14 protein-coding genes are annotated in these 14,528 nt (G+C 57.4%); all 14 read left to right on the top strand.

The genetic code is table 11. The annotated features are described in order from the left end of the window. The first annotated feature begins 309 nt into the window (after window positions 1-309). The 14 genes from rpsB to lpxB all read left to right on the top strand — a co-directional run bounded on the left by rpsB (window position 310) and on the right by lpxB (window position 14,437). Entirely contained in the window at window positions 310-1,038 is a 729-nt protein-coding gene (gene rpsB, locus OKC42_RS05375; protein ID WP_005303470.1) for a 30S ribosomal protein S2, read from the top strand. Between the two features lie 104 nt (window positions 1,039-1,142). Further along, entirely contained in the window at window positions 1,143-2,024 is an 882-nt protein-coding gene (gene tsf / locus OKC42_RS05380) for a translation elongation factor Ts (RefSeq protein WP_005338578.1), read from the top strand. Between the two features lie 71 nt (window positions 2,025-2,095). Continuing rightward, window positions 2,096-2,830 carry a UMP kinase gene (gene pyrH, locus OKC42_RS05385; protein WP_005338577.1) on the top strand — a complete coding sequence of 245 codons (735 nt, stop codon included), beginning with the start codon at window positions 2,096-2,098 and terminating at the stop codon, window positions 2,828-2,830. A gap of 101 nt (window positions 2,831-2,931) precedes the next feature. Beyond that, window positions 2,932-3,489 (top strand): ribosome recycling factor, encoded by a 558-nt coding sequence (frr, locus tag OKC42_RS05390; RefSeq protein ID WP_033137948.1) that lies wholly within the window; start codon window positions 2,932-2,934, stop codon window positions 3,487-3,489. Window positions 3,490-3,561: 72 nt separating this feature from the next. After that, complete coding sequence (gene uppS / locus OKC42_RS05395; protein ID WP_005338574.1) at window positions 3,562-4,338, top strand: polyprenyl diphosphate synthase; 777 nt, start codon at window positions 3,562-3,564, stop codon at window positions 4,336-4,338. A 27-nt stretch (window positions 4,339-4,365) separates the two neighbouring features. Continuing rightward, complete coding sequence (locus OKC42_RS05400) at window positions 4,366-5,223, top strand: phosphatidate cytidylyltransferase (protein WP_026034918.1); 858 nt, start codon at window positions 4,366-4,368, stop codon at window positions 5,221-5,223. Beyond that, complete coding sequence (gene ispC / locus OKC42_RS05405; RefSeq protein WP_151286728.1) at window positions 5,223-6,419, top strand: 1-deoxy-D-xylulose-5-phosphate reductoisomerase; 1,197 nt, start codon at window positions 5,223-5,225, stop codon at window positions 6,417-6,419. Before OKC42_RS05400 ends, ispC begins: the two co-directional genes overlap by 1 nt. Beyond that, complete coding sequence (gene rseP, locus OKC42_RS05410; RefSeq protein WP_270819197.1) at window positions 6,419-7,771, top strand: sigma E protease regulator RseP; 1,353 nt, start codon at window positions 6,419-6,421, stop codon at window positions 7,769-7,771. The genes ispC and rseP overlap by 1 nt, the downstream gene beginning before the upstream one ends. Window positions 7,772-7,805: 34 nt before the next feature. Then, complete coding sequence (gene bamA / locus OKC42_RS05415) at window positions 7,806-10,337, top strand: outer membrane protein assembly factor BamA (protein ID WP_151286726.1); 2,532 nt, start codon at window positions 7,806-7,808, stop codon at window positions 10,335-10,337. A 149-nt stretch (window positions 10,338-10,486) separates the two neighbouring features. Continuing rightward, on the top strand, window positions 10,487-10,999 hold the full coding sequence (locus OKC42_RS05420; RefSeq protein WP_005338563.1) for an OmpH family outer membrane protein: 513 nt from the start codon (window positions 10,487-10,489) through the stop codon (window positions 10,997-10,999). 3 nt (window positions 11,000-11,002) lie between these two features. Then, window positions 11,003-12,022, top strand: a complete 1,020-nt coding sequence (gene lpxD / locus OKC42_RS05425; RefSeq protein WP_005338561.1) for a UDP-3-O-(3-hydroxymyristoyl)glucosamine N-acyltransferase — start codon at window positions 11,003-11,005, stop codon at window positions 12,020-12,022. Window positions 12,023-12,046: 24 nt separating this feature from the next. After that, window positions 12,047-12,508: a 3-hydroxyacyl-ACP dehydratase FabZ gene (gene fabZ / locus OKC42_RS05430; protein WP_005338559.1), complete on the top strand. Its 462-nt coding sequence runs from the start codon at window positions 12,047-12,049 to the stop codon at window positions 12,506-12,508. A 5-nt stretch (window positions 12,509-12,513) separates the two neighbouring features. Further along, a complete protein-coding gene (lpxA, locus tag OKC42_RS05435; RefSeq protein WP_005338557.1) occupies window positions 12,514-13,305 on the top strand; it encodes an acyl-ACP--UDP-N-acetylglucosamine O-acyltransferase in 792 nt (263 codons plus the stop codon). After that, window positions 13,298-14,437, top strand: coding sequence for a lipid-A-disaccharide synthase (gene lpxB, locus OKC42_RS05440; protein WP_270819198.1), 1,140 nt, complete (start codon window positions 13,298-13,300; stop codon window positions 14,435-14,437). Before lpxA ends, lpxB begins: the two co-directional genes overlap by 8 nt. The last annotated feature ends 91 nt before the right edge of the window (window positions 14,438-14,528 follow it).

Here is a 14,528-nt window from a genome sequence, read left to right on the forward strand (position 1 = left end):
AGATGCGTTTGCAATCAGGGCAAAATTTTATCCGCAACCCCCGCGTACTTCCAGTGTGATTGTCATCACAACGTCAAATCGGCGTCGCAGCATCCTCTGGCGGGAGCCATATTTACACCTGTTTAGGGTGTCGGCCGGTGGTGTCCTGAACAAAGTTATGGTATAAAGCGCGCCGGAATGGGGAACTTGCGTCCCGATTTCATCACCCTTACTTAAACAACACACACACATCGACACATATGCCGGGGTGCCTTAACGGGTCGGTTATATGGGATGTGTGGAGGCCTAACCCCAATACAGAGGTATAAAATGGCTAAAGTTTCTATGCGCGACATGCTGCAAGCCGGCGTTCACTTCGGTCACCAGACTCGTTACTGGAACCCGAAAATGAAATCCTACATCTTCGGTGCCCGCAGCAAAGTTCACATCATCAACCTGGAAAAAACCGTTCCGATGTTTGACGATGCCATGAACTTCATCAGCTCCGTAGCTGCCAAGAAAGGCAAGGTACTGTTCGTTGGTACCAAGCGTGCCGCGTCTGAAGCCGTAAAAGAAGCCGCTGAGCGTTGCGACCAGTTCTATGTAAACCACCGCTGGCTGGGCGGTATGCTGACCAACTGGAAAACCGTTCGTCAGTCTATCAAGCGCCTGAAAGATCTGGAAACCCAGAGCCAGGACGGTACCTTCGACAAGCTGACCAAGAAAGAGGCGCTGATGCGTACTCGCGAAATGGAAAAGCTGGAGAAGAGCCTGGGTGGTATCAAGAACATGGGCGGCCTGCCTGACGTTCTGTTCGTTGTCGATGCCGACCACGAGCATATCGCTATCAAAGAAGCCAATAACCTGGGTATCCCGGTAGTTTCCATCGTTGATACCAACTCCAACCCGGACGGCGTTGACTATGTCATCCCGGGTAACGACGACGCTATCCGTGCCGTACAGCTGTACCTGAATGCTGCTGCTGACACCGTACTGGAAGCTCGCGCTCAGGACATCGTTGTTCAAGCCGAACAAGATGGCTTCGTTGAAGCTGAGTAATTGATAAGGACTGTAAAGCCCTTATTAACCAAGCTGATGTAATTGGTTAGCAGGGGCCCTTGTGGCCCCTGTTTCTTGTCAATTCAAGACCGAGGATACTGGACATGGCTAACGTTACTGCCGCCCTGGTAAAAGAACTGCGCGAGCGCACTGCCGCTGGCATGATGGATTGCAAAAAAGCACTGGAAGAAGCTGCTGGTGATATCGAGCTGGCAATTGAGAACATGCGCAAATCCGGTCAGGCCAAAGCCGCCAAGAAAGCTGGCCGTATCGCCGCTGAAGGCGTTATCTTTGCTCGCACCGAAGGCAACGTTGCCGTCATGATCGAGCTGAACAGCGAAACCGACTTCGTCGCCAAAGATGCCAGCTTCATGGCAATGGGCCAGAAGATCGCGGACATCGCTGCGACCCAGAAAATTGCTGACGTTGACGCGCTGAAAGCCGCTGACTTCGGTAACGGCGAATCCGTCGAGCTGACCATCACCAACCTGATCGCCAAGATCGGTGAGAACATGAACCTGCGTCGCGTGATGCTGGTTGAAGGTGACAACCTGGGTACCTACGTTCACGGTTCCCGCATTGGTGTTATCACCAAGCTGACCGGTGGTTCTGCCGAGCTGGCCAAAGATCTGGCCATGCACGTTGCTGCCAACAGCCCGCAATTCGTCAAGCCTGAAGACGTGTCTGCTGAAGTCGTTGCCAAAGAGCGCGAAATCCAGATCGACATCGCCATCAACTCCGGCAAGCCGAAAGAGATCGCCGAGAAGATGGTTGAAGGCCGCATGAAGAAGTTCACCGGTGAGGTTTCCCTGACTGGTCAACCGTTCGTGAAAGATCCTTCCATGACCGTTGCCGAGCTGCTGAAGAAAGAAGGCGCTGACGTTGTCTCCTTCACCCGTTTCGAAGTGGGCGAAGGCATCGAGAAGCAAGAGACCGATTTCGCTGCTGAAGTTGCAGCCCAAATCGCGGCCGCTCAAAAGGCCTAATCGAACCGGTTTTTCCGTTTCCCCAGACCGCGACTTATGTCGCGGTCTTTATATGACCAGGAATCAGTGACATGAGTACCAATCCCAAACCTGCATACAGACGTGTTCTTCTGAAGTTGAGTGGTGAAGCCCTGCAAGGATCCGAGGGTTTCGGCATTGATCCGGCGGTGCTGGAGCGGATGGCCCAAGAGATCAAAGAACTGGTTGAGTTGGGTGTTCAGGTCGGTCTGGTCATCGGTGGCGGCAACCTGTTCCGTGGTGCCGGTCTTGCCAAAGCGGGCATGAACCGCGTGGTGGGCGACCACATGGGTATGCTGGCAACTGTCATGAACGGTCTGGCCATGCGTGATGCCCTGCATCGTGCTTATGTGAATGCCCGTCTGATGTCTGCCATCTCCCTGCAAGGCGTCTGCGACTCCTACAGCTGGGCCGAGGCAATCAGCCAGCTGCGCGCTGGCAAAGTCGTTATCTTCTCTGCCGGTACCGGCAACCCCTTCTTCACTACCGATTCTGCGGCTTGCCTGCGCGGGATCGAGATCGAAGCCGACGTGGTGCTCAAAGCCACCAAGGTTGATGGTGTATACAACGAAGATCCGGTCAAGAATCCGGATGCCGTGCTGTATCATGAACTGAGTTATGATGAAGTTCTTGAAAAAGAGCTCAAGGTGATGGATCTTGCTGCCTTTACCCTGGCACGTGACCATGATCTGCCGATCCGCGTGTTCAACATGAACAAACCGGGTGCCCTGCGCCGGGTTGTCATGGGTGAACCGGAAGGCACTCTGATCCACCACGTTGGTAAATAAGATAAAAGTGAGCCACCTGGCGCTCTTATCCTATCCATCACGTCAGTAAATAAGATAGACACGGGCCGTGTAGCGGCTCGTTCGCCAAAAGGAAAACCACTGTGATCAACGAGATTAAAAACGACGCCAAGGACCGTATGGGCAAGAGCGTAGAAGCGCTCAAGACTCAAATGTCCAAGATCCGTACCGGCCGCGCTCACCCGAGCCTGCTCGACGGCATCCAGGTTGAGTATTACGGTGCTGCCACTCCGCTGAAACAGTTGGCCAACGTCGTGGCAGAAGATGCTCGCACCCTCTCCATCTCCATTTTTGACCGCTCCATGATCCAGGCGGTAGAGAAGGCGATCCTGACCTCCGATCTGGGCCTGAACCCGTCCAGCAATGGCCAGACCCTGCGCGTGCCGCTGCCGCCGCTGACCGAAGAGCGCCGTCGCGACCTGACCAAGATCGTCCGTGCCGAAGCGGAAAATGCCCGTGTTGCCGTGCGCAACATCCGTCGTGACGCCAACGCTGATCTGAAAGCGCTGCTGAAGGACAAAGAGATCTCCGAAGACGACGACCGTCGCGCTCAGGAAGAGATCCAGAAACTGACCGACTCCTACGTCAAGCTGGTCGATGAGGCCCTTGCCGTAAAGGAGAAGGAGCTAATGGAAATCTAACCGTCTGAAAGGTATATTACGAGCGCCGTGTAGTGCCCCTGCACGGCGCTTTTGTCTTTGTGGGAGAATTACATGTCGCTTTTGGCTGCGTTGGGTGATTGTGCCAACTCGTCTTTACCCCGTCACGTCGCCATCATCATGGATGGTAACGGTCGCTGGGCCCAGAACCGAGGCAAGATGCGGGTTTATGGCCACAAGGCGGGCGTCAAGTCAGTGCGCGAGGCCGTTACCTTTGCTGCGCGTGCCAAGATCGAGGCATTGACCCTGTTTGCATTCTCCAGCGAGAACTGGCGCCGCCCGGAAGGGGAGGTCAGTGCCTTGATGGAACTGTTCATCACAGTGCTGGGTCGTGAGGTGCAGAAACTGCACAACAACGGGATCCGGCTCAAGGTGATTGGCGATACTGCTCGCTTTAGTGAGCGGTTGCAGGCCAAAATCGCCAAGGCGGAGGCCTTGACCGCCAATAACAAGGGGTTGACCCTGAACATTGCGGCCAACTATGGCGGCCAGTGGGATATCGCCCAGGCGGCCCGCAAGCTGGCCAAAGCAGTGGCGGCCGGTGAACTGGCCGCTGACGACATTGATGAATCCATGTTGACCCGCGAGGTTTGCATGGCCGATCTGCCACCTGTGGACCTGTTGATCCGCACTGGGGGCGATCATCGCATCAGCAACTTTGTGTTATGGCAGCTCGCCTATGCCGAGCTCTATTTTACCCCGGTATTGTGGCCCGATTTCAACGAGGCCGAGTTCAGTGAGGCGGTCGCCTCTTTCGTTGCCCGCGAGCGTCGCTTCGGTTGCACGGGTGAACAGATACGGGAATTGATCGCCGAGCAGCAGACCGGCTAAACCCCGCTCCCAAGAGAGAGGTTTCTTTTGCTAAAACAACGAATTATTACTGCTTTGATGTTGATCCCCCTGGTGTTGGGGGCGCTCTTCTTTCTGCCATTGAAATTTTTTGCCCTGTTGGCAGCGCTGGTGTTTTTGTTGGCCAGTCGAGAATGGAGTGGGTTTGTCTCTGCTGCTCCGCAGCAATGGTTGCCCATCGTATTTTGTCTGTTGCTCGGTGCCAGCCTCTTTTGGCTGCCAGTGGAGCAACTCTGGACGCCCCACCTGCACCCCCTCGTGATGGGCGTGCTCTGGACAGCGGTAAGCTGGTGGCTGCTGGGTCTGCTGCTGGTGCTGCGCTATCCCCAAAGCGCCAAGCTGTGGAAAGAGTCTATCTGGCTCAAGTCGCTGTTTGGTCTGGTGACCCTGGTTCCCTTCTTCTGGTCGCTGGTCGCTATCCGTGGTTACAACTTTTACCATGACCCCATGATGGGCGCCTGGATCCTGTTGTTCGTGATGGGACTGGTCTGGGCGGCAGATTCTGGCGCGTATTTTTTCGGCAAGGCGTTCGGTAAGCACAAGCTGGCACCCGCCGTCAGTCCGGGCAAGACCATCGAAGGAATGTGCGGTGGCCTCTTTACCGCCAGCCTGCTGGCCATCGGCGTTACCTGGTCGATGGGATTTGTTCCTGCCAAGATGATCACCGTGCTGTTTTGCTCTCTGCTGGCGGTGCTTGCTTCCGTACTCGGTGATCTGACCGAGAGCATGTTCAAGCGCGAAGCAGGCATCAAGGACTCCGGCACTCTGCTGCCGGGTCATGGCGGGATTCTCGACCGGATTGACAGCCTGACCGCCGCCCTGCCGGTGTTTCTGCTCAGTTATCTGCTACTCAGTCAGGAGTTTTGATGCACAAGTCACTGGTTATTCTGGGGGCCTCCGGCTCCATTGGTCAGAGTACCTTGAAAGTGCTGCGCCATAACCCGGGCAGTTGGCAAGTGTTGGCGTTGACCGCCGCCCGCAACGTGGATGCCATGTTGCGGGACTGCCTCGAATTCTCCCCCCGTTTTGCCGTGATGGTCGATGAGGATGCCGCCCGTGAACTGGCTGCCCGTCTGAAAGCGCACGGCAGTGCGACCCGGGTCATGTCTGGTGCAGCAGCCCTTTGCGAGGTTGCCGCTCACCCCGACGCCCATAGCGTGATGGCCGCCATTGTGGGGGCGGCCGGACTGGCCCCGACCATGGCCGCGGTACGTGCCGGCAAGCGTATTTTGCTGGCCAACAAGGAGGCGCTGGTGATGTCCGGTGCTTTCTTCATGGAGGCCGTGCGCGAGCATGGCGCCGAGCTGCTGCCGATCGACAGCGAACACAATGCCATCTTCCAGTGTCTGCCGACCGCCGTGCAGCGCCAGCCCGGTTTTTGCGATCTGGCGGCGGCGGGGATCAGCAAGATTTTGCTGACCGGTTCTGGCGGCCCGTTCCGTTACACCGAGATCAGCGAGCTGGCCAAGGTGACGCCTGCGCAGGCTATCGCTCATCCCAACTGGTCGATGGGGGCCAAGATTTCGGTCGACTCCGCCACCATGATCAACAAGGGGCTGGAGTACATCGAGGCGCGCTGGTTGTTCAATGCGGCGCCCGAGCAGATCCAGGTGGTGATCCACCCCCAGTCGGTGATCCACTCCATGGTGCAGTACAAGGATGGTTCCGTGCTGGCTCAGCTTGGCAATCCGGACATGTGTACCCCCATTGCCCATGCGCTGGCTTATCCCAATCGCATCCCCTCCAGTGTGGAACCTTTGGATTTCTTCAGTGTCGGAGAGTTCAGCTTTATCCGGCCTGATTATGATCGCTACCCCTGTCTGGCGTTGGCCATCAATGCCTGCCAGAAGGGACAAGCGGCGACCACTGCGCTCAATGCGGCCAACGAGGAGGCGGTTGCCGCCTTCCTGGCCGGGCTCATCGGCTTTATGGATATTGCCCGAGTCAACGAGACCGTGATGCTGGCGCTGGAGAGCAGCGCAGTCGGCTCGCTCGATGATCTGTTTGCCCTGGACGGTGCGGCAAGAGCCCGTGCTCACACTTTGATTGAGGAGCTTGGCTGATGGGCGGTGTGTTGTGGAATATCGGTGCCTTTGTTGTTGCGCTGGGCCTGCTGGTCGCGGTGCACGAGTTTGGTCACTTCTGGGTGGCCCGTCGTTGTGGCGTCAAGGTTGAGCGCTTCTCCATCGGTTTTGGCAAGGCGATCTGGCGCCGGATGGGTAAAGATGGCACCGAATATGTGCTGGCGCTGATCCCGCTCGGTGGCTACGTCAAGATGCTCGATGGCCGGGTCGATGAACTCAAGCCCGGTGACGAGCAGTATGCCTTCAACCACAAGAGTGTCTGGGCGCGGATGGCGATTGTCGCCGCAGGTCCCATGGCCAACTTCGTCTTTGCCCTGTTTGCCCTCTGGCTGATGTTTATCATCGGGGTGCCGAGCGTCAAGCCGGTGATCGGTGAAGTGCGTCCGGCATCCATCGTTGCCGAGGCGGGTGTGCTGCCGGGGATGGAGATTGTCGGGGTCGGCGATGAGCAGACCGGTGACTGGGAGAGCGTCACTTACGCCCTTATCAGCCATCTGGGTGATGATGCTGTGACTCTCAAGGTGCAGGCACCCAATACCAGCTATGCCACCGACAAAACCTTGTCGCTGACCGGCTGGACCTTCGATCCGGATAAAGAGTCGCCCATCGGTAGTCTGGGGATCGTCCCCCTGAGTGGCAAAGTGTTGTCCGTCGTGGCTGCCGTGGTGGCCAAGAGTGCCAGTGAAAAGGCTGGGCTGCAGGTCGGTGACCGTATCAAACAGGTCGGCGATCAGCCTATTACCGCGTGGGCCCAGTTTGTCGAGCTAGTGCAGCAGGCACCGGGCGAACCCCTGCAAGTGGTGGTTGAGCGCAACAACAGTGATCTCAACCTGACCCTGACCCCGGATAGCCGCAAGGTGCAGGGCAAGCTGGTAGGATTCGTCGGTCTCTCGCCACAACTGGTTCCATTACCGGATGAATATCGAATTCTGTTACAGTATGGGCCTTTGCAGGCGCTGTGGCATGGCGCGGACAAGACCTGGAGCCTGATCACGCTCACTTTTGACATGATTGGCAAGCTGATCGGTGGCATCGTGTCGCTGGACAACCTGAGTGGCCCCATCTCCATTGCCAAGGGCGCCGGCAGCAGTGCCGACTATGGTCTGGTCTATTTCTTGAGTTTTCTGGCGCTGATCAGCGTCAACCTGGGAATTATCAATCTGTTCCCCCTGCCGGTGCTCGATGGTGGCCATCTGGTCTATTTCCTGATCGAAGCGGTCACCGGCAAGCCGGTATCAGAGAAAATACAGGAAGTTGGTTTCAGGATCGGCGCCGCCATTCTGATGTTATTGATGGGCATTGCGCTGTTTAACGATTTCGCTCGCCTCTGAGGCCAGAGCATCAACAAGGACACATAAGAACAAAATGGCTGTTAAAAAAGCATTGGTGTTGAGTTGCCTGCTGGGTGCCAGTTTCCTGGCCCAGGCGGCCCCTGCCTCTTTTGTGGTGCAAGATATCCAGGTCGAAGGTCTGCAACGGGTGACCCTGGGTGCCGCACTGTTGAACCTGCCGATCCGGGTCGGTGATACCGTCGACTCCGTGGCTCTGGCCAGCGCCATCAAGAAGCTCTATGCCTCGGGTAACTTCGAGGATGTGAAGGTTTACCGTGACGGCCAGGTGCTGCAGGTGATGGTCAAGGAGCGTCCGACCATCTCCAGCATCGAGTTTGCCGGCAACAAGGATATCAAAGAGGAGCAACTGACCCAGAGTCTGGAGTCCTCAGGTATTCGTGTGGGTGATCCGCTGGATCGCACCGTACTCACTTCCCTCGAGAAGGGACTGGAAGATTTCTACTATGGCGTGGGTAAATACTCCGCCAAGGTCAAGGCCATCGTCACCCCGTTGCCGCGCAACCGGGTCGACCTCAAGTTCACCTTCGTGGAAGGGGAAGCGGCCAAGATCCAGCAGATCAACATCGTCGGCAACAGCGTCTTCCCTGAAGAGAAGCTGATTGCTCAGCTCTCCCTGCGCGACGAAGTGCCCTGGTGGAACTTCACCGCCGACCAGCGCTATCAGAAGCAGAAGCTGGCGGGTGATATCGAGACCCTGCGCTCCTACTACATGGACCGCGGCTATATCCGCTTCCAGCAGGAGTCTACCCAGGTCTCCATGACCCCCGACAAGAAGGGCGTCTATGTCACCCTCAACATCAAGGAAGGGGATCAGTACAAGGTCTCCGGTGTCCAGCTCAAGGGTGACCTGATCGATCGCGGTGGCGAGATGAAGGGATTGATCCCGATTGCTGCCGGCAGTACCTACTCTGCCAGTCAGGTGACTCATACCGAAGAGGTGCTCTCCAAGTTCCTCGGTCGTTACGGTTATGCCTATCCGAAAGTAGTCACCTTCCCGCAGATCAATGACAAGACCAAGGAAGTGGAGCTGATCGTCAACGTTGAACCGGGCCCCCGTGTCTATGTGCGCAATATCAACTTCAGCGGTAACGCCACCACCGAAGATCAGGTACTGCGTCGCGAGATGCGCCAGATGGAGGGCACCTGGCTCTCCTCCGACAACATCGAGCAGTCCAAGAGCCGTCTCAACCGCCTTGGTTATTTCGAGAGCGTCGAAGTGGACACCAAGCGGGTGCCGGGCAACGATGACCTGGTTGACCTCGACTTCAAGGTCAAGGAGCAGCCTGCTGGCTCCATCAACGCCGGTATCGGTTACGGCACCGAATCGGGTCTCAGCCTGCAAGCGGGGATCTCTCAGAATAACTTTATGGGTACCGGTAAAACGGTCTCCATCAACGCCAGCACCAACGACTACTCCAAGAACGTTGACCTGAGCTACAACGACCCCTACTTCACCGTAGATGGTGTCAGCTTGGGTGGTCGGGTCTACTACAACCAGTTCCGCGCCGATGATGCCGATATCGTCGATTACGAGAACGAAACCATCGGTTTCCGTCTCTCCAGCGGCTTCCCGGTCAACGAGTTCAACCGTCTCGACTTCAGCACCGGTATCGAGAGCACCAAGCTGAGCCGTCCATCATTCAACAGCCAGAACTATCAGGAGTGTCTGAAGGACAATCCGGATACTGATGGCAATACCTACTGCTGGGATCAGTGGAACGATAACCGCCAGTCGGTGCAGATGGATCAGTTCTGGAATCTCTATTCACAGGATGGTTCCAATCTCGACTTCGTGACCATCGATGTGACCGCTGGTTGGACCCGCTCCACCCTAAACAAGGGGATGTTCCCTACCGCCGGTGACCGCCAGCGTGTCAACGCCAAGGTGACCGTGCCGGGGATGGAACTGCAGTACTACAAGCTTTCCGCCGAAGATGCCCACTACTTCCCGCTCGATGCGGATCATAACTGGGTGATGATCGGCAAGGGGCGCGTCTCCTACGGTAACGGCTATGGCGATGACCCCATGCTGCCGTTCTTCGAGAACTACTATGCCGGTGGTTTCGATACGGTACGTGGCTTCAAGAGCAACACCATTGGTCCCAAGGCGATTTACAAGACCTACAACAAACCGGGGGTTGGCACTTGTACTGGCAGTCAACCTTGTGAGACCGGCAGTTATGAAGGTTCCGACACCTCGGTGGGCGGTAACGCTCTGGCCGTTGCAACACTGGAGCTGGTCTTCCCGACCCCGTTCGTCTCCGAGACCTATCGTCCGCAGATCCGTTCCACCGTCTTTATGGATGCAGGTACCGTCTGGAGCACTGATTTTGCCAACGGAGCATATCCTTGCGCCGCCGGTTCTGATTGCAACTATCTGAGCCAGGACTACTCCAGCCCGGGCAATATCCGGGTCTCTGCCGGTGTCTCCCTGCAGTGGCTCTCGCCGATGGGCCCGCTGGTGTTCGCCCTGGCCAAGCCGATCAAGAAATACGAAGGGGATCGTACCGAGTTCTTCTCCTTCAACATCGGTCGTACTTTCTAAGCAGAGTTTCGCCCCCACCCATGCGGTGGGGGTCTTCAATGATGGGACGCGCGGTATGCGTGCCTCACCAGGTAACAAGACGGCCTTAACGCCGCTTGCATAATCGGGTAAATCAGGTAGCCCTCGCCATGAGGGAACAAGGAGTAAGTGTGAATAAAGCGTTGAAAGTAGCTGGTTTGAGCTTTGCACTGATGGCTGCCGGCATGGGTTCTGCCTTCGCTGAGACCAAGATCGCCGTGGTTGATATGGGCGAAGTCTTCCAAAAGCTGCCCCAGCGTGAAGCCGTTGCAGCCAAGCTGAAAGGTGAATTCGAGCCGCGCATGCGTGAGCTGCAGAAGCTGGAACAGGAAGGCCAGAAGCTGGTCGAGAAGTTCCGCAAGGATGAAGCCTTCATGAGCGCCGAGCAGAAGAAGCAGAACCAGGAGAAGCTGGCCAAGCTGCAGATGGAGTTCAACCAGAAGCGTCAAGCCTTTGAGCAGGACAACGGCCGCCGTCAGTCCGAAGAGCGCAACAAGATCCTGACCAAGGTGCAGGCTGCCATCGACTCCATCGCCAAGAGCAATGGTTACGATCTGGTGCTGGAGCGCAATGCCGCCCCGTATGCCGCCAGCAAGCTGGACATCTCCGGCCAGGTTATTTCTCAGGTAAGCAAGAGCAACTAATTGATGGCATTCACTCTCGCACAGCTGGCCCAGCAACTGGGGGCCCAGGTCCATGGCGACGGAACCCTGGAAATCCGCAAGGTAGCGACACTGGAAAAGGCCGGGGAGGGGGATATCACCTTCCTGTCCAACAAGAAGTACCGGCACTATCTGGAGCAGAGCAAGGCGACCGCCGTACTCATTACAGAAGCGGATCTGCCATTTTGTCCCACCAATGCCCTGGTGCTCAAAGACCCCTATGTGGGCTTTGCCCGGGTAGCCCAACTGCTGGACACCACCCCGCAGCCGGCCACGGATATCCATCCGAGCGCCGTTATCGCGGCTGACGTGCAACTGGGCGAGAGAGTGGCTATCGGCGCCAATGCAGTGATCGAATCCGGCGTCGTGCTGGGTGACGATGTACGCATTGGTCCGGGCTGTTTTGTTGGCAAAAATACCCGGCTGGGAGCCCGCTCCCGGCTGTGGGCTAACGTCACCCTCTATCACAATGTGACCATGGGTACCGACTGTCTGGTTCAATCCGGCACAGTGATCGGGGCCGATGGTTTCGGTTACGCCAACGAGCGTGGCGAGTGGATCAAGATCCCCCAGCTCGGCGGTGTGACCATTGGCAACCGGGTCGAGATCGGTGCCTGTACCACCATTGACCGCGGTGCGCTGGAAGATACCCGCATCGCTGACAACGTCATCATCGACAACCAGTGCCAGATCGCCCACAACGTGGAGATCGGTTACGGCACCGCCGTGGCGGGCTCCACCGTGATGGCTGGTAGTCTCAAGGTCGGCAAATACTGTATCATTGGCGGCGCTTCCGTCTTTAACGGGCATATGGAGATCTGCGACCAGGCCACCGTTACCGGTATGGCCATGGTGATGCGACCCATTACCGAGCCCGGTGTCTACTCTTCCGGCATCCCTCTGCAAACCAATAAAGAGTGGCGCAAGACCGCCGCCCGGGTGATGCGTATCGAAGAGATGCACAAGCGGTTAAGCAAGCTTGAGAAGAAGCTGGATCAAGAATAATCACGATTGGTATAGGGTACTGTTTTGACTACTGAAAAGAAGAGCCTGGGTATCCAGGAAATCATGGATCTGCTGCCCCACCGTTATCCGTTTCTGATGGTGGATCGTGTAGACGACTACGAGATCAGCGATGAGCGCAAAACCCTGCGCGCCATCAAGAACGTCTCGTTCAACGAGCCGATCTTCCAGGGGCACTTCCCGGCCAAGCCGGTGTTCCCGGGCGTACTGATCCTGGAAGCGATGGCACAGGCCACCGGTATCCTGGCCTTTACCATGGTGGGCAAGCCGTCTCCCAACGAACTCTACTATTTTGCCTCAATCGACAACGCTCGCTTCAAGCGTCCGGTCGGCCCCGGTGACCAACTGGTGCTGGACGTGGAGTTCCTGAAAGAGCGTCGCGGTATTGCCAAGTTCACCGGTGTCGCCACCGTCGACGGTGAAGTGGTCTGTACCGCCGAGCTGATGTGCGCCAAACGCGAGGTTTAACACACGTGATCGACCAGACTGCCATCATTCACGATACTGCCATCGTCCATGAGTCTGCCGTGATCGGTAAAGGGGTTGAAATCGGCCCCTTTTCTGTCATCGGCGCCGAGGTGGAAATCGGTGACAACACCTGGGTAGGTTCCCATGTGGTGATCAAGGGCCCGACCAAGATTGGTCGCGGCAACAAGATCTTCCAGCACACCTCCATCGGTGAGGATTGCCAGGACAAGAAGTACGCCGGTGAGCGCACTTTCCTCGAGATTGGCGACAACAACGTCATTCGCGAGAACTGCACCTTCCACCGCGGTACCATTCAGGATCAGAGCCTGACCAAGGTGGGCAGCGGTAACCTGTTCATGGTCAACGTTCATGTTGCCCACGATTGCATCATCGGTGACAACTGCATCTTCGCCAACAACGCGACCCTGGCGGGCCACGTGGTGATCGGTGACTTCGTGATCTTTGGTGGCCTCTCCGCCATTCACCAGTTCGGTCGCGTCGGTTCCCACGCCTTCGTCGGTGGCTGCGCCGCCCTGAACAAGGACGTGCCGCCTTACGTGATGGCCGCCGGCAACTACGCCAAGCCATTCGGGGTCAACTCCGAAGGTCTGCGTCGCCGCGGTTTCAGCGCCGAGGCCATCTCTGCCGTCAAGCGTGCCTACAAAGAGATCTTCCGTTCTGGCAAGACCATCGAAGAGGTGCTGCCGGTGCTGATCGAGATGGCGCAAGCCGAACCGGCCGTCCAGCTCTATGTGGATTTCCTCAAAGATAACGAGCGCGGGATCATCCGTGCCTGATCCGGTTCGAATCGGTATCGTCGCCGGAGAGGTCTCCGGCGACATTCTGGCTGCCGGTCTGGTGCGCGAGCTGCAGGCCCGCTACCCGGACGCGCAGTTCGAAGGGATCGCCGGGCCGCGGATGCAGGCCCTCGGCGTCAAGGCGCTGTTCGAGATGGAAGAGCTCTCCGTCATGGGGATCACCGAGGTGCTGGGCCGTCTGCCGCGCATCCTCAAGGTCCGTCGCGAACTGTTGCGCCACTTTATTGCCAATCCGCCCGATCTCTTCATCGGCGTGGATGCACCGGATTTCAATATCGGAGTGGAGCTGAAACTGCGCCGCGCCGGTATCAAGACGGTTCACTATGTCAGCCCCTCTGTGTGGGCCTGGCGCCAGAACCGTATTCACAAGATCAAGGCCGCCACCGACATGGTGCTCGCCTTCCTGCCGTTCGAGAAAGCCTTCTACGACCGCTTCGACGCCCCTTGCCGTTTTGTCGGTCACACCATGGCGGATGACATTCCATTGGTGCCGGATCAGGCTGCCGTGCGTCGCAATCTCGGTATCGATGCCAATCGCCGCTGGTTGGCGGTGCTGCCGGGCAGCCGTACCGCAGAAGTGGGCTTTATGTCGCCGCTGTTTCTCGAGGCGTGCAAACACCTGACGGTGCGCTATCCGGATCTCGGCTTCATCGTGCCGCTGGTCAACCAGAAACGGCGTGAGCAGTTTATGGCCATCAAGGCCGAGGTAGCGCCGGGTCTCGACATGGTGCTGCTGGAAGGGCAGGGCCGCGAGGCGATGATCGCCGCCGACGTAGTGATGCTGGCCTCTGGCACAGCGGCGCTCGAAGCCATGCTGGTGAAAAAGCCGATGGTGGTGGGTTACAAGCTCAAGCCCTTCAGCTATTGGCTGGCCCAGCGACTGGTGAAGACCGAATTTGTCTCTCTGCCCAACCTGCTTGCCGGTCGCATGCTGGTGCCGGAACTCATCCAGCACGAGTGCACCGCGGAGAATCTGGTGGAAGAGGTGAGCAAGTACTTCGAGCACGACAACAGTGCGCTGGTCAACACCTTCACCGAGCTGCACCAGCTGATCCGCTGCAATGCCGACTTGCAGGCCGCCGATGCGGTGGCGGATCTGCTCGGCAGATAACGCTATTTCGGACCGTCGATTGCGCCGCGCTACCCGTTCATTCGTTTTCGAGCGGTAATGCCGCGCCAGTCGACCCCTGTCAGGCCCCACG

Origin of the sequence: Aeromonas sp. Y311-2 (genome assembly GCF_027706025.1) — a bacterium.
Taxonomy (GTDB): domain Bacteria; phylum Pseudomonadota; class Gammaproteobacteria; order Enterobacterales; family Aeromonadaceae; genus Aeromonas; species Aeromonas veronii.